16 protein-coding genes are annotated in these 15,438 nt (G+C 46.1%); 8 read left to right on the top strand and 8 right to left on the bottom strand.

Going from position 1 to position 15,438, the window contains the following annotated elements; genetic code table 11:
• Window positions 1-215: 215 nt before the first annotated feature.
• Entirely contained in the window at window positions 216-917 is a 702-nt protein-coding gene (locus tag NSU00_RS11760) for an SGNH/GDSL hydrolase family protein (protein WP_327076414.1), read from the bottom strand.
• A 303-nt stretch (window positions 918-1,220) separates the two neighbouring features.
• On the opposite strand from NSU00_RS11760, the gene NSU00_RS11765 reads away from it, so the two are divergent.
• Together NSU00_RS11765 and NSU00_RS11770 are read left to right on the top strand one after the other, a co-directional pair.
• Window positions 1,221-1,649 (top strand): disulfide oxidoreductase, encoded by a 429-nt coding sequence (locus NSU00_RS11765; RefSeq protein WP_035184051.1) that lies wholly within the window; start codon window positions 1,221-1,223, stop codon window positions 1,647-1,649.
• Between the two features lie 19 nt (window positions 1,650-1,668).
• Complete coding sequence (locus tag NSU00_RS11770) at window positions 1,669-2,151, top strand: thioredoxin family protein (protein ID WP_237348414.1); 483 nt, start codon at window positions 1,669-1,671, stop codon at window positions 2,149-2,151.
• 64 nt (window positions 2,152-2,215) lie between these two features.
• Here the strand turns inward: NSU00_RS11770 and NSU00_RS11775 are convergent, their stop codons facing one another.
• Window positions 2,216-2,611 carry a YhcU family protein gene (locus NSU00_RS11775; protein WP_029141326.1) on the bottom strand — a complete coding sequence of 132 codons (396 nt, stop codon included), beginning with the start codon at window positions 2,609-2,611 and terminating at the stop codon, window positions 2,216-2,218.
• A 328-nt stretch (window positions 2,612-2,939) separates the two neighbouring features.
• Here NSU00_RS11775 and NSU00_RS11780 point away from each other — a divergent pair, with 328 nt between their 5' ends.
• The 4 genes from NSU00_RS11780 (at window position 2,940) to NSU00_RS11795 (ending at window position 5,530) form a co-directional block, all read left to right on the top strand.
• On the top strand, window positions 2,940-3,560 hold the full coding sequence (locus tag NSU00_RS11780; protein ID WP_340703712.1) for a DUF47 domain-containing protein: 621 nt from the start codon (window positions 2,940-2,942) through the stop codon (window positions 3,558-3,560).
• A 12-nt stretch (window positions 3,561-3,572) separates the two neighbouring features.
• Window positions 3,573-4,571: an inorganic phosphate transporter gene (locus NSU00_RS11785; protein ID WP_340702861.1), complete on the top strand. Its 999-nt coding sequence runs from the start codon at window positions 3,573-3,575 to the stop codon at window positions 4,569-4,571.
• A gap of 129 nt (window positions 4,572-4,700) precedes the next feature.
• Window positions 4,701-5,261 (top strand): GNAT family N-acetyltransferase, encoded by a 561-nt coding sequence (locus NSU00_RS11790; protein WP_340702862.1) that lies wholly within the window; start codon window positions 4,701-4,703, stop codon window positions 5,259-5,261.
• 32 nt (window positions 5,262-5,293) lie between these two features.
• Complete coding sequence (locus NSU00_RS11795) at window positions 5,294-5,530, top strand: hypothetical protein (protein ID WP_061566479.1); 237 nt, start codon at window positions 5,294-5,296, stop codon at window positions 5,528-5,530.
• A 99-nt stretch (window positions 5,531-5,629) separates the two neighbouring features.
• Here NSU00_RS11795 and yhbH read toward each other — a convergent pair whose 3' ends face one another.
• The 5 genes from yhbH to queG all read right to left on the bottom strand — a co-directional run bounded on the left by yhbH (window position 5,630) and on the right by queG (window position 12,204).
• On the bottom strand, window positions 5,630-6,796 hold the full coding sequence (yhbH, locus tag NSU00_RS11800; protein ID WP_013860219.1) for a sporulation protein YhbH: 1,167 nt from the start codon (window positions 6,794-6,796) through the stop codon (window positions 5,630-5,632).
• A gap of 209 nt (window positions 6,797-7,005) precedes the next feature.
• A complete protein-coding gene (locus NSU00_RS11805) occupies window positions 7,006-8,901 on the bottom strand; it encodes a PrkA family serine protein kinase (protein WP_017554414.1) in 1,896 nt (631 codons plus the stop codon).
• A 507-nt stretch (window positions 8,902-9,408) separates the two neighbouring features.
• The gene (gene trmL, locus NSU00_RS11810) at window positions 9,409-9,882 is read right to left on the bottom strand and encodes a tRNA (uridine(34)/cytosine(34)/5-carboxymethylaminomethyluridine(34)-2'-O)-methyltransferase TrmL (RefSeq protein WP_026104866.1); all 474 of its coding nucleotides are present in this window, start codon (window positions 9,880-9,882) and stop codon (window positions 9,409-9,411) included.
• 35 nt (window positions 9,883-9,917) lie between these two features.
• Complete coding sequence (locus NSU00_RS11815) at window positions 9,918-10,799, bottom strand: amidase domain-containing protein (RefSeq protein WP_340702863.1); 882 nt, start codon at window positions 10,797-10,799, stop codon at window positions 9,918-9,920.
• Window positions 10,800-11,073: 274 nt separating this feature from the next.
• Window positions 11,074-12,204 (bottom strand): tRNA epoxyqueuosine(34) reductase QueG, encoded by a 1,131-nt coding sequence (gene queG, locus NSU00_RS11820; protein ID WP_340702864.1) that lies wholly within the window; start codon window positions 12,202-12,204, stop codon window positions 11,074-11,076.
• Between the two features lie 320 nt (window positions 12,205-12,524).
• Between queG and NSU00_RS11825 the strand changes: the two genes are divergently transcribed.
• Window positions 12,525-13,148, top strand: coding sequence for a MarC family protein (locus NSU00_RS11825; RefSeq protein ID WP_017554411.1), 624 nt, complete (start codon window positions 12,525-12,527; stop codon window positions 13,146-13,148).
• A 562-nt stretch (window positions 13,149-13,710) separates the two neighbouring features.
• Here NSU00_RS11825 and NSU00_RS11830 read toward each other — a convergent pair.
• On the bottom strand, window positions 13,711-14,640 hold the full coding sequence (locus NSU00_RS11830) for a manganese-dependent inorganic pyrophosphatase (RefSeq protein WP_118498921.1): 930 nt from the start codon (window positions 14,638-14,640) through the stop codon (window positions 13,711-13,713).
• Window positions 14,641-14,812: 172 nt separating this feature from the next.
• Here NSU00_RS11830 and NSU00_RS11835 point away from each other — a divergent pair, with 172 nt between their 5' ends.
• Window positions 14,813-15,277 (top strand): ferritin-like domain-containing protein, encoded by a 465-nt coding sequence (locus NSU00_RS11835; RefSeq protein WP_258921196.1) that lies wholly within the window; start codon window positions 14,813-14,815, stop codon window positions 15,275-15,277.
• Window positions 15,278-15,438: the final 161 nt, after the last annotated feature.

Consider the following 15,438-nt stretch of genomic DNA (forward strand, 5'->3'; position numbering starts at 1 on the left):
ATGCAGGAATCCCTGCGGTTCCTATTATACAAACTTTATATTACAAAACGGTAAAAATTCATTTAAACCAAGATGATTTTTAACAGCATTGCAAAAAGGCCGGTACCGGCCTTTTTGATCGCAAATATGGTTGGTTTGTTTTGTGCAAGGGGTGGGCAGCATCTGTGACGCTCTGGAACGGCCGGCCAGGAACCCCTCCTGCCTGCTTGTATTTCTTAAATTCCGCTCCCGGCTTTTTGCCCGGCAAATTGTGCAGTTAAGTCCGTATAAATTTTTTTCGCCATTACTTTATAACCTTCTGCTGTTAAATGGATGCCATCATCACTGATGAGGCCCTTCAGGTCACCGGCTTTTTTGATCGCTGTCCGAACATCAATGGCCGGGACGTTCAACTGTTTGATGAGTTTTTTCAGGCACCTGTTATATTGGCCGTGCCAGTGTTCAATGCCGCCCGACAATCCAATCCAGTGGCCGATGCTTTTCCCAAAGCGGGCGCTGATGGACTGGTAGTAGCGTTTCGGGTCAAGCGGCGGCAGCGTTAGCAAAACGGGCGTAATGCCCTGTTCTTTTACATTTTTGACTAAATGCCTGATATTGTCCGCATAACGCTCAAGGGGCACAACCGGGACATGCGTATCATCTGGTCTCTCTGCTACTTCGTTCCATTTGAAATTGCAGTCATTACCGCCAATACAGATCAGCACGACATCGGGATGCTCGCCGATTACATCTTTGCCGAGACGCTGGACAAGCAGGTCGGAATTATCATTGAACACCCCTTTATTGACAATCTCTGTGCTGCTGTCGCCAAAATACTGCTGAAGCACTGCGGGATAATTGTCTTTTAAAATCCGGAGCCTTCCTTTTATACAAGTTACACCTCTTGTAATACTATCCCCGAAACAAACAATTTTCATTTGAGGCCCTCCCTTGAATGCATAATCATGCAAAAAGTCAGAACGATAGACATCATTTATTGTAAACTTGCCGGGCTGATTCGACAAGTGATTGCACCGTCCACGGGCAAACGCCCTCCGCTTTTCTTTGTCCAGCTGTGGCTCCTAGCCCCTAGGGTCGAATAATCCGTCCGTCATGAAGTAGGGGCTTCATTCCGGCCGAAACATTCGCCGGCCGGGGCTAAACAGTCGCCTCCGCTTTTCATTTTTTGGGTTGGATACTATAATTTACAAGGAAGGGATTGATGAAAAGGAGGTAAGGGGTTGAGTAGAGGACGGAGGGAAGAGGTTTGGTTTTTTGCCTGGGCGGTTTCGGTGGTTGCCACGCTCGGCAGTCTTTATTTTTCAGAAATTAAAGGGTATGAACCGTGTGAACTGTGCTGGTACCAGCGCATTCTCATGTATCCGATGACGGTCTTGATCGGGATTGCCGTTGCCAGGAAAGATTACCGCATGTCGCTTTATACCGCTGTTTTGTCCGGAATCGGCATGTGTGTGTCACTTTACCATTACTGTCTGCAAAAACTTGCCTTTTTTTCGGACAGGCTTCCTGCATGCGGCCGCATCCCCTGTACGGCGGAATACATCAACTGGTTCGGCTTTATCACCATCCCCTTTTTGGCTCTCACAGCGTTTGTGCTGATTTTTATTTCAAGTCTCATCGTTTGGAAGCAGGCTCGCGCTTCCCATTAAACACAACTGGAGGATTATAATGAAAAAAATCATCCTTTTTTTGGCCATTGTTCTCATTGTTTTTGGCGGGATTGCCGGAATCACAAAGTACAAGCAATCCAGGCAGGCGAAAAACAACCCGTATGCACCTGCAAAAAGTGTGGGCAAATTATCGGCGGAAACGCGCGACCAGCTGGATGACCCCCTTTACCAGAATATTATTTTGCCAAAAGAATTGAATCATGATTTAAAATCCGGCAAAGCGGTCACCGTTTATTATTTCATGCCGACCTGCCCGCATTGCAAACGGACTACGCCTGTTGTATCACCGCTCGCGAAAGATATGGGCATCGATTTGAAGGAATTTAACCTGACTGAATTTGAAAGCGGCTGGGATGACTACAAAATCAAAGCGACACCGACGATCGTCCATTACAAAAACGGCAAAGAAGCCGCACGCATTGTCGGAGAGCATTCAAAACAGGAGTTCCGCCAATGGTTTAAAACGCATGTCAAAAAATAAGGCTGCGTGCTTGCGAAGTAAAAATCCCCAAAAAAATAATGCCCGGTTTTCCGGGCATTATTTCTTACACAAGCAGGCGATTGGCTGCTTTTTTAAACATGCTAAACGTATCCGTATGCTTCTTCTGAAAATGGGAAAACGAAAAAGGAAAGTGCAAGCCAAACTGTTCAAGCGTAAATTTATTAAATTCAAACAGGCCGGCGTAATGCTCGTCCCGCTTATGCTCTTCCGTTTCCAAAATAGAAATGATTGTCTGCAGGCTGGCAATCATCTGATACCCTGCTTTTAAAGTGCCGATTTGTTCTGTTGGGTCATCCGACAGGGCAAGCACCCTGTCGCGCTGGAATGCGATGATCTCCTCATCCGTAAAGTAATCAGGAAATACTTCCGTAAACATATGGCGGACCAGTTCCGCGATCTTATCCATCTGTTCTTCCGTAGCAGCATAAACGATCTTCACAGCAGTCCCACCCTTTGTGAAAAAATCCATATGTAAGCCAAATCGCCGGCGCAATATTTAAGTACAGCATAGCATAGGAAAACAGGAAAAAAGTATGGTAAATGTGACCATGGCCTGCACCCCAAAAGGATGGGATTTTTTCCGGAAAAGCTGAAGCCTCATGGCCGGACTTTCCTCCAATAAAAGCACCCTGTTCCGGATTTTTGATGAAAGTCGAAAATTGGAACCGGATACAAAATTTTATTTTCGACATTCTTCTTTTATCTTCGCATGAAATCAGATAAAATAAAGACGTTTGATAATGAAAAGGATATGAGGGGGCTCTTACATGGTATTTAAAAACAAGAAAGACAAGTTTACAGTGCTGTTTGGCCATATTTCGACCAACCTCCGGGAAGCCACCAATTACTTTGCCGACTATAAAATCCGTAATAAAGACGATTTAAAAATTTTTACTGAAAAAATGAAAGAGTATGAAACGACAGGGGATACTTACGTCCATGACATGATTCTGGAACTGAACGATGCCTTTATCACCCCGATTGAACGGGAAGACCTTTTGTCACTGACGAACAGCCTCGATGACGTGTTGGACGGCATTGAAGAAGTTTCCGGATTGTTTGAACTGTACAATATTTACCAGGCAGACGATTTTATGGTCGAATTCGTTGAAATGATCCGCCGCTGTACCGAAGAAATTGAAAAAGCAATCGACATCCTTTTTTCGAAAAAACTCGACAAGATTCGCCCGCATGCCATTAAAATTAAAGAATTTGAATTCCATTGTGACGAAATTTTAAGAAAATCATTAATCCACCTCTTTCAAAACGAAAAAGATCCGATCCGCCTGATCAAATATAAAGATTTGTATGAAAAGATGGAAGATGTGGCCGACTACTGCCAGACGGTGGCAAACATTTTAGAGACGATTATCATGAAAAATGCGTGAGGAGTCTGCTGAATGGATAGCATTTTAGTATTAACTGTCTTAATTGTGATTTTTGCATTTGGATTCGATTTCATCAATGGATTCCATGACACGGCGAACGCGATTGCAACGGCCGTTTCGACAAAAGCATTAAAACCCCGGCATGCGATTATAATGGCCGCGCTTATGAATTTTCTCGGCGCCATTTCATTTACAGGTGTTGCAGAGACGATTACAGAAAGTATTGTGAACCCGTTCACCCTTGCAAACGGGCAGATTGTCATTTTGTCCTCATTGATTTCAGCGATTATTTGGAATTTGATTACATGGTATTTCGGCATTCCAAGCAGTTCTTCCCATGCGATTATCGGATCCATTGCCGGCGCGGCGATCGCCTCGTCAGGATTTCATGTGATCGAATACCGTGGTTTTATCAGCATTATCGAAGCCTTACTTTTATCCCCGATCCTCGCTTTTACGGTCGGTTTTACGGTTTACAGCATTTTTAAAGTTGCATTCCAGAATTTTAAGCTTGCAAAAACAAACCGGCACTTCCGGCTGATTCAAATTTTCACCGCCGCCCTCCAGTCTTTCTCCCATGGGACAAACGATGCCCAGAAATCGATGGGGATTATCACAATGGCTTTGATTGCCAACCATTATATCGCTGATAACCATATTCCGTTCTGGGTCCAGTTCGGTTGTGCGGCGGCAATGGGGCTTGGCACTTCGATCGGCGGCTGGCGGATCATTAAAACGGTTGGCGGCAATATTATGAAGATCCGGCCGATTAACGGGGTTGCAGCCGACCTGAGTTCAGCTTTCATCATTTTTGGCGCGACATTTATCCACTTGCCGGTCAGCACCACCCATGTCATTTCTTCCTCCATTCTCGGGGTTGGTTCGGCCCACCGGATTAAAGGGGTCAAGTGGGATACTGCAAAAAGAATGGTGATCACTTGGGTCATTACCCTTCCGATTTCAGCCGTTTTGTCCGGTGCGATTTATCATATTGTAAGCCTTTTTTGGTAAAACGGGGTTAAAAAAGAGCAGCGTTCAGCGTGCTCTTTTTTTATACGAAAGAAATTTACATAAACAATTGAAGAATTTCCATTTTATGATACATTTTTAATAAACCAATCAGAACTGCGGGGGATAGACGTGAGAATCGAAGACATATACCGGAACTTGCCGCTGCTTGAAACGGACCGGCTTGTTTTAAGAAAGCTGAAGCGGGATGACGTGCTCGATTTATTTTCCTATGCATCAAGAAGTGAAGTATCAAAATACGTGACATGGGATGCACACCGGTCTGTCCGCGATTCGAAAAATTTCATTAATTTTGTGCTCGGCCAGTACCGCGAACACAGGATTGCCCCCTGGGGAATTGAAGACAAAAAGACACGGAAGCTGATCGGGACGGTCGATTTTGTATGGTGGAAGCCGGAAGAAGGAACAGCCGAGATTGGCTATGCCCTTTCTCCTGAGTACTGGGGAAAAGGCATCATGACAGAAGCCGCTAAAAAGCTGATTGCTTTCGGGTTTGAACGCATGTATCTGATCCGCATCCAGGCCCGCTGTTTTGCAGAAAATATTGCTTCCGCCCGCGTCATGGAAAAATCCGGCATGACCTATGAAGGCACTTTGCGCAAAGCCGTTTATAGAAAAGGAAAACATTGGGATATCAAAATCTATTCCATTTTAAGAGAAGAGCATTTTTAACGGCCATAGCATGAAGGAAAGGAGATATCCCTATGGAATGGACAATAGATGACAGAATTTATGATACATTTTGGGAAGCTGAGGAAGTAGGATTCTCTAGTGTTAGTGATATGGGGGAAGGAAGAGGATTCATTACGCCTGATTTGAAAGTTGCAAGTGTCCTTTCCTACGCTCTATGTGGATTACCGGATGTAACATACCTTGTTCATACAGAAGAATTTCGGGAAGATGGCATCCTTAAATATAAGATATGGGTAGAAAACTTATGAGCTCACAGCGCGCGGCGCATACCGACTCAGGCGAATCATCCATGTTTCAGCACCCGCAAAAAAGGGGCCCGCACCAGCCGTTGTGCAGCCCCTTTTTTCTTATGCCAAAGCTTTGTCCGCTTCCTTTGAAAAAAAGCTTTTCATCGCATGGAATACATCCGCTTTTTGCTTCAGCACGTAATATTTAAATTTTTCATCTTTAATATTTTTATAGGCCGACATGAGCGTGCTGTGGCGGTTGTACTGGTTCACTTCCCCGTAGTAGAACATATTCGAGACTTTCATGATTTCCTGGACAAGTTTCACGCAGCGCGCATTGTCTGATGTCAGGTTGTCGCCGTCCGAGAAATGGAAAGGATAAATATTAAAGCGGTACGGGTCATATTTTTCATTGATCAGGCTGAGTGCTTTCCGGTAAGCCGATGAACAGATGGTGCCGCCGGACTCCCCTTTTGAAAAGAAATCTTCCTCCGATACAACTTTTGCCTCTGTATGGTGGGCGATAAATTCAATTTCCACGGTCTCGTATTTCGTCCGCAAAAAACGCGTCATCCAGAAGAAAAAGCTGCGCGCCATATACTTTTCCCATATCCCCATACTTCCACTTGTATCCATCATCGCAAGGACAACCGCTTTTGATTCCGGTTTTTCCACTTCATTCCATGTGCGGAATTTGAGATCTTCCGGCACGATCGGGTGAAAGGCCGGTTTGCCATTCATCGCATTTCTTTTAAACGCCGACATCATCGTCCGTTTTTTATCGATATTGCCCATCAGCCCCGTCTTTCGGATATCGTTAAATTCAATCGCTTCAACTGTGTTCTCATCCCGCTCTTTCCTTTGAAGATTCGGCAGTTCCAATTGGCTGAACAATGCTTCCTCGATCTCCATCAGAGATACTTCCGCTTCATAATAGTCTTCTCCCGGCTGGTCGCCTGCTCCCTGGCCTTTGCCCGGGCCTTCCTGCGGGGAACCGTCGCGTGCAATGATATCCCCGACTTTGGAATCGCCCTGCCCCTGGCCGACATGTTTATTTTTATCATAATTATAGCGGATTTTATATTCGTCCAATGACCGGATCGGTATTTTGACAACATCCCGGCCGTCTGACATGATAATGCTTTCTTCTGTAATTAAGTCGGGCAGATTGTTGCGGATGGCTTCCTGGACCTTTTCCTGATGGCGGACCTGGTCATCATGCCCTTTGCGGTGGAGCGACCAGTCTTCCTGTGAAAGAACAAAATGCTTCTGATCCTGTTTATCCATGCTCATCCTCCCTTTTTTGAAAATGCTTGCGCCGTCACCATACCGGAAATCAATTCATATGCTATTTTGGCGTTTAAAAACCAGATTGGATTATAACATTTAAGATTACATCATCTTATGCAATAAAGCAGAATATTTGACATTTTTCTTTGAAAAACAGGCCACTACCGGGTAAGAAAAAACCGGGCTGATATCGCCCGGCTGCCGGATTACCGGTTCAGCAAGCTCCCGACATAGCGCAGCAGTTCATTGGCCGATGTGGAGTTATAGCCGTAATCATCAATTAAACGTGCCACCACTTCATTGATTTTCTTCAACTGTTGTTCATCCGGCGTTTTTGTAGATGTTGTAATCTTGACAACGTCTTTTAAATCCGCAAACAATTTTTTCTGGATCGCTTCACGGAGACGGTCGTGTGAATTATAATCAAACCGTTTCCCTTTCCTCGCATAAGCCGAAATGCGGATGAGAATTTCCTCCCGGAACGCTTTCTTTGCATTTTCCGAAATGCCGATCTGTTCTTCGATCGACCGCATCAGTTTTTCATCCGGGTTAATTTCTTCTCCTGTCAAAGGATCATGCAGCTTCACTTTGTTGCAGAATGCTTCTACATTGTCGAGATAATTGTCCATCAGCGTTTTCGCCGACTCTTCATACGAATATACAAATGCTTTCTGCACTTCTTTTTTGGCAATTTCATCGTATTCTTTCCGCGCTAAAGAAATGAAATTCAAATACTTCTCTTTCAATTCCGGGGTAATCGACGGATGCTGGTCAAGCCCTTCCTTCAAAGACAGAAGCACATCGAGGGCATTGATGGATTTCATTTCTTTTTTGATGATCGTAGAGGAAATACGGTTGATGACATAGCGCGGATCAATCCCGAACATGCCTTCATCCTGATATTCATTTTTCAGTTCCTTTACATCCTGTGAATTGTACCCCTCTACTGCCATCCCGTCATACAAGCGCATTTTCTTGAGCAAATCGATATCCGCCCGCTTCGGTTCGCGCAGCCTTGTTAAAATAGTGAACATGGCCGCAACTTTCAGCGTATGCGGAGCAATATGAATATCCGCCACGTCGCTTTCCCGGATCATTTTTTCATAAATTTTCTCTTCCTCGGTTACCCGCAAGTTATACGGAACCGGCATGACAATAATCCGCGAGTGCAGAGCTTCGTTTTTCTTATTGGCAATAAAAGAGCGGTATTCAGTCTCATTCGTGTGCGCGATGATCAATTCATCGGCAGAAATCAGCGCAAACCGGCCTGCTTTGAAATTTCCTTCCTGCGTCAGCGACAACAAGTGCCAGAGAAATTTCTCATCGCATTTGAGCATTTCCTGAAATTCCATAATGCCGCGGTTGGCCTTGTTCAGTTCGCCGTCGAAGCGGTAAGCGCGCGGATCCGATTCGGAACCGTACTCAGCAATGGTCGAAAAATCAATGCTGCCGGTCAGATCCGCGATATCCTGCGATTTCGGATCCGACGGGCTGAATGTGCCGATCCCCGTGCGCTTGTCTTCGGAAAAAAAGACCCTTTCAACGAGCACGTCTTCAATCCTTCCGCCATACTCTTCCTCTAGCCGCAGCATATTCAAAGGGGACAAATTACCTTCAATCCGGATGCCGTATTCCCCGTAAAAATCCGCCCGCAAATGTTGCGGAATCAAGTGGAGCGGATCTTCATGCATCGGGCAGCCTTTGATGGCAAAAACAGCACCCTGTTCAGTCCGCGAATACGCTTCAAGGCCCCGTTTTAACATCGTCACAAGCGTGGATTTCCCGCCGCTTACAGGTCCCATCAATAATAAAATCCGTTTTCTGACATCCAGCCTTTTCGCAGCCGGGTGGAAATATTCTTCCACCAATTTTTCAAGCGCCTCTTCCAAACCGAATAATTGATGGCTGAAAAAACGGTATTTTTTTACTCCGTCTACTTCCTCCACACCGGCATCCTTAATCATATTGTAAACTCGGGAATGAGCGGATTGTGCAACCCATGGCTTTTCTTTCAGCAAGTCAAGATAATCCCTGAACGTTCCTTCCCATCTCAGTTTTTCCTCTTCTTCACGGTAGTTTGTGAGTTTCCTCAGAATATCCATTTCGTACCTCCCCTTAGTCTTGTTGAAGAGACGTTTATATAATCTATGCCCCCAAGCGAGGGAACATGATAAAAAGAGACAACCTCATTCGGAGCGGGAGGACATCGGATGGCGGCGAAAGACAGAGATGGGAAAACTTGGTTTAGAGCCGGTGGATCCTGATGAAACCGATACGTTCAAAAATTGAAAATAGGTGCATCTTTCAGTGAAATGGGCTATAATGGGGTTCAAAGAAGGAAAAACAGGGGGAATGTCCAATTGAAAACGTTCCTTATTATATTGGTAGCGATTTCATTCCTGTCTGCCATTTTTACGGCCGGATACGAAGAAAAAGGGGAAAACTTTCGCGAGCAAGAACCGGAGTATTAAGTGCAAGCTTAACGTTCGAAAGATTTTTTTGTATCGGGCATCTTCCATGGGCAAAAGGCCGGATGTTCCCGAACCATTTTCGGCATTGGAGCTTTTCCGCAAACGAAAGGCCGGGAGATAAACCAGCCCGGCCCTTTGTCATTTTAATCCCGGATAATGCTGCTGCCGCAATGCTTCATACACAAGGATGGCGGCAGTATTGGAAAGGTTAAGCGACCGCACTTTGTCTGTCATCGGGATACGCAGGCAGCGGTCCTTATTTTTTTCAATCAAGTCATTCGGCAGCCCCGAGGTTTCCCGGCCGAACATGAAATATAAATTTTTGTCCGGATCGCTGAAGTCAAAATCCGTAAACGGCTTTTCGCCAAACGTCTCAATGTAGTAAATCTCGCCGTCCGCATTTTTTTCAAAAAATTCTTCCAGTGAATCATAATAGACAATATTCACATGCTTCCAATAATCCAGCCCGGCTCTTTTCAGCATTTTATCATCCGTTGAAAAGCCGAGCGGGCGGATCAGATGGAGCGTTGTCCCGGTCCCCGCGCAAGTGCGTGCAATATTGCCTGTGTTGGCGGGAATTTCCGGCTGGTACAATACAACATGCAAGCTCAACATTTGTCACCTCGGGACTTATTATAACACGTTTCTCAACTGTCATCTTCAATGGTAAAAAACTTGTACCGGATATTCGGCGTATAGGCGGAAGAGTCTTCATATGTCCAGTACCGTTTGCGGCTATTGGTCGTATGGGCATTCACAAGCGGCATGCCGTAATAATCATAGCCTGTGACAATGAGCGTATGGTCAAACCGGCCGTCCCCCTGGAAATCGATACAAATAACGTCGCCGTACTTCAGCTCCTGCGGGGACGAAACTTCCTTTGCGCGCAAACCGGTTTTAGAATACTGCAGGTATGTCTTAAACGAGTGCGCAACCGTCCAGCTGTAACTCCAATTATTGTGCATCATCCACCAGCCCTTTGCCCTGTCCGGGTATCCGCGCATCGGTGCCCCGCCGGCGTGAAGGCATTGCGAGATAAAGTTCGTGCAGTCATCCGTGAACGATTTGTAAGTCGGATTAAAACGGTTCCACCACTTTTCCGCATACTGGACAGCTTTCATGCGGTCATACACATATGCGATCCGTTCGCCGCCGGATGAAACAGCTTTCTGCTCTTTATCATCCGGCTGAGGGCCGCGCCATTCCGGAATATCCGGCACAAGTTCTTCATCTTCATAAAGCCTTCCATCATAAAAAGATGCTTTTCTTTCCTCCACTGCTTCTTCGATGTAAAAAGCCGCTTTTTGTTTGATCATATATTGCATGTGCACCGTATAATAAAGAAAGTTGTGGCTTCCCTCCTGGTCAGCCCGGGTTACTTTTGCTTCCGCTTTCACCTTTACAATCCGGGCATCCCGATTTGAAAGCCCCGTCTTTTTTCGTTCAATGTCTTCAAATTCCCGCTCTGTTCCACGCCCGGTAAAGTGGGCAAGCCTGTTTTCAAGATGTGCCTGGATTTGTTCTTTCAATCAGAAAACCCCCTCTCTTCATCACTATATGATGAAAAAACGGGGGAAATTAGTTTGAAAGCGCAATGGCTCTTTTGTTTTGCTGAAAATTTGCGTTGGCTCTGCTTTTGGCACATAAAAAGCGGCAGCCGAAGGAACGGTCCCCGGGCTTTCTTAACGCAGCAACGGATTTTCACCCGCATCCACCAAAAGAAACAGCATCACTGTCTATCCTAAAAATATGCGCCGGCTGGTTTTTATTCTCCTGCTGGTGCCGCGTTCACTGCGGCATGGGCTATTCGAAAAAGGCAAGGCCTTTTTCGATTTCATTGCGGGCATCCGGATCTTCTTCCTGTTCGCGTGCGGAAAGAAGTGCCGCTTTTGCTTCTTCCCCGCCGATTTTCCCAAGCGCCCAGCCAGCCGTCCCGCGAATAACCGGGCGCGGATCTTCCTGCAAAATCCGGATCAGTTCCGGTACCGCGCTTTCTTCCTTAAAATGGGCGAGCGCGATTATCGCATTTCGCTGGATCGGCTTTTTCCCGCGCCACGATCCTGCCATATGACCGAACCGTTCTTTAAACGCGCGGTTGCTGAGGCGGAGAATCGGTTCCAGAAGAGGTTTGGCCGTTTCCGGTTCCGGCTCCATTTCCTCATGAAAATGAAAATCCATCCCTTTGTTTTTCGGACAGATGGTCTGGCACGAATCACAACCGTACACGCGGTTGCCGATCTTCCCTTTAAACTCATCCGGCAGGTAATCTTTTGTCTGCGTTAAAAAGCTGATGCACCGTTTCGCATTGAGCTGCCCGGCAGAAACAAGCGCGCCGGTCGGGCAGACGTCCAGGCATTTCCGGCAGTCCCCGCACTGGTCCTCGACAGGCGTATCCGGTTCAAACGGAATATTGGTAATCATTTCGCCTAAGTACACATAGGAACCAAATTCCGGTGTGATGATCGAACAATTTTTTCCGCTCCAGCCTATGCCGGCCCTCTCGGCTACCGCCCGGTCGGAGAGTTCCCCTGTATCGACCATTGATTTGCAGCGGGCTCCTTCCACTTTTTCTTTAAGAAAATCTTCCAGTTTCGAAAGCTTGTCCCTTAAAATGGTGTGATAGTCCTCCCCCCATGAAGCCCGGCAAAAGATCCCACGGCGTGCGCCTTTTTTCCCTTTCGGCGGATCTTTGATTTTTGACGGATAGGCGAGCGCAACGGCAATAATCGACTGGGGCGAATCAAAAATCAAAGAAGGATTCACCCTTTTTTCAATATCTTTTTCCTCAAAACCGGACTGGTAGCCGAGTTCCTGCTGGCGGATAAGGCGCTGCTTCAGCTCCGTAAACGGATCCGGAGAGGCAAAACCGATTTTATCGATCCCGATCTTTTTGCTGAAGGCAATGATTTCTTTTTTCAATTCGGCCGTATCCATAATTCACCTCCCAAAAAACAAACAATCTATATAAAAAACAAATAAGTATTGCTGCTTGTTGCCCATTGTAAAAAGCGCCATCATGCAAATGTAAAAATGATGGTCACAACAAAAACGCAGGTATCCTCCCCCGCTTTCCGGGTGAAACACTGCGCTCTTTCTTGCATACATCAAAACGATATGAACATTATATTAAAGACATCCGCTTCTGTAAAGGCGCCCGTTCAAACGCGGGATCCGATCTAAAAACCGTTGGCCCTTGTTACATTTTCCGCCAACAGGGTAATGCTATAGAAAGTAAACGGAAAGGGGGGTGGAAATTGTTCGGCGAAATCATAAAACTTACGCTCGGTTTTTTTGCAGTGATGAATCCGATCGGGAATATTCCGATCTTCATTTCATTAACTGGCGGATATTCCTTAAAGGATAAACGGAAAACCGCCCGCAAAGCGGTCATTGTTTCTTTTATCATATTAACGGTTTTTCTTTTGATTGGAAAATTATTGTTCGAGGTCTTCGGAATTACGATTCATGCGTTTCGCGTTGCAGGGGGGATATTAATCTTCGGGATTGCCTACAGCCTGCTGCACGCTAAAAATGCAAGATCGCAAAGCCCGCATCCGAATGAGCGGAAAGAAGTCGAAGCGCGAGATGACATTTCCGTTACACCGCTTGCCCTTCCGATCCTGGCCGGGCCCGGGACGATCGCAACCGTCATGGCGCAAACGTCTTCCCATTCCCTGCCAAATTTGGCAAGTGTTTTAGTCGGCTATACGATTGTGCTTGCTTTAACCTTTGTATTGTTTTATTATTCATCTTCGATTATTTCCAAACTCGGGCAAAGCGGCCTTAACATTATAACGAGGCTGATGGGGCTGATTCTTGCCGTCATGGCGGTTCAAATGATCGCAAGCGGCATCCACGGCCTGTTCCCGAAGCTGTAAAACAGTCCGCTTCCTTATACGGAACATACGGATATCCGAAAGCCCTGTTCCGGTCCCGGGTGGTAAAAAATCTGGTCCATGGAAATTCGAAATACACGGCACAATATCCATACAAACGGGTATTGTGAACTACCCTCCACTTATCAACCTTACGGTTTGATTGAAGTGGGGGCTTCTCGACTTATCGTTGCTTTTACTAGCCAACGAAAAAAAAGAAAATGGGATTCCAACTAGAACAGCCGCAATCTTAGAATTGTTGAGAAAAGGATTGGAAAAATAACTTTGGCTAAAGCCAACCGAAATTCATCTCCCACCTACCCATTGGTGCTATTCGCACCTTCACATTCCTTGAGGATGGGAGACTTCTTTCGGAAAGCCGTTAAAATCCAGTTCCTTTCCCATGGGTTGAAAAAACCGGTACCATATTCGGTAACAGCAGGTATTCCGCAAGCAAGAATTTAAAAATACAGCATAATCCCCAGGAACATACGGGGATCTGAAAGCCCCGTTCCTTTCCTCCGGGTTAAAAAAAGCCGGTGCCATGTGCCGGCACCGGCTTTTTTCAGCCCTGAAAGGCTTTGGTTAAGACCGGAACAATTTGTTTTTTCCGCGATACAACGCCTTTTAAAGTGGCCGTGTGGTTTTCCAGCTTGACATGAAAGGCTTTTTCCACAATATCCGCCGATTTGCCGAGTGCAAGCGCGGCGGAATCGTTTGTTAAAATATCTGTTACAACAAACAGGAACAAATCAAGCCCTCTGTCTGCAATCTGCGCCTGGATCGCCTGTTCAATCTCCGCCTGTTTCACGAGCACGTCATTTGTATCAACGGCATTTACCTGGGCGATCATCACTTTATGGCCGGCCATATCAAATTCTTTGGAGTCAAGGGTAATCAGCTGTTCCACCGTTTTGTCACTTAAATCCGCGCCGGCTTTCAGCATTTCAAGGCCGTATGTATCTGCATCCACACCGGCAATTTCAGCCAGTTCTTTCGCCGCCTTCACATCTTCTTCCGTGCAAGTCGGGGATTTGAACAAAAGCGAGTCGGAGATGATCGCAGAAAGCATTAATCCGGCTGTTTCTTTGCTGATTTCCACACCGTTCTCTTTGTAAAGTTTCTTTAGAATGGTTGCTGTGCAGCCGACCGGTTCCGCACGGTAATAGAGCGGGTCGCTCGTTTCAAAATTGGCGATGCGATGGTGGTCAATGACTTCAAGGATACGCACGCTGCCAATGTCGTCCGCGCTTTGCTGGCGTTCATTATGGTCTACGAGAATGACATTTTCCACTTCGTTTGCAACCGTTTGGACAAGGCGCGGGGCTTCCCTGTGGAATGTTTCCAATACGAATTTCGTTTCATTGCTCAATTCTCCTAACCGGACCGCCTCCGCATCAACACCTAATTTTGTTTTTAACTCTGCATACGCAATCGCTGAACAAATCGCATCCGTATCCGGGTTTTTATGGCCGAAAACAAGTACTTTTTCCATTTCTTTACTCCTTTTCTTAAAAAATATGACGGAAATCTGGCATAGACATTTCTATTATAAAACATTTCGGGAAAATTTTTAAACATTGTCCGCCGGATGGATGAGAAAAAATCGTAACGATCCGCTTTTGCCCGTCATACGATATACCGGTTGAAAGTGAGGAGGGAATCCAATGTTTGTCCATCCGTTTGATAATCATGCCGGTTTGAGAAACACACAGCCTGACGCCGGGAACCAGCAGGCAGTATGGCTCGCCCATCTGATCCGGGCAATAAATGGCGAATACAGCGCCATCGCCTGCTACGAGCAAATCGCAAGAAGAGCCCCGTCGGCTGAAGCCCGGAACATCATTATGGAAATCCGGGATGATGAGATCCGCCATTTCCAGACATTTTCGCAGTTTTACACGAACCTCACAGGCAGAAGGCCACAGCCGCAAATCAGCGAAGCCTGCCCTTCCACTTACAAAGGAGGGCTTGAATTTGCCGTGGAAGACGAACAAAATACGGTCGATTTTTACAGGGAATTGGCGCGTTCCGCAAATAACCCTGCCATGGAGCAGGCGTTTCTTAAAGCGGCGGAAGACGAACAGCATCACGCCGTCTGGTTTCTTTATCTGCTCATCAATATCCGCTGACCGTCCGCTCAAACATCTTGAAAAACTGCCGGCTTTTTTTCAAGCCGGTTCTGCTTTATCCCCCCTTTCTGCCGCTAACCCATTTTACGATACAAAGCCTTTTTTCTGGATATTTTTTACCCCTTTGTTTACAACACAAAATGCTGGATAAAGCATAGGCA

The sequence above is a fragment of the Weizmannia sp. FSL W8-0401 genome, assembly GCF_038009125.1.
Taxonomy (GTDB): domain Bacteria; phylum Bacillota; class Bacilli; order Bacillales; family Bacillaceae_C; genus Weizmannia; species Weizmannia coagulans.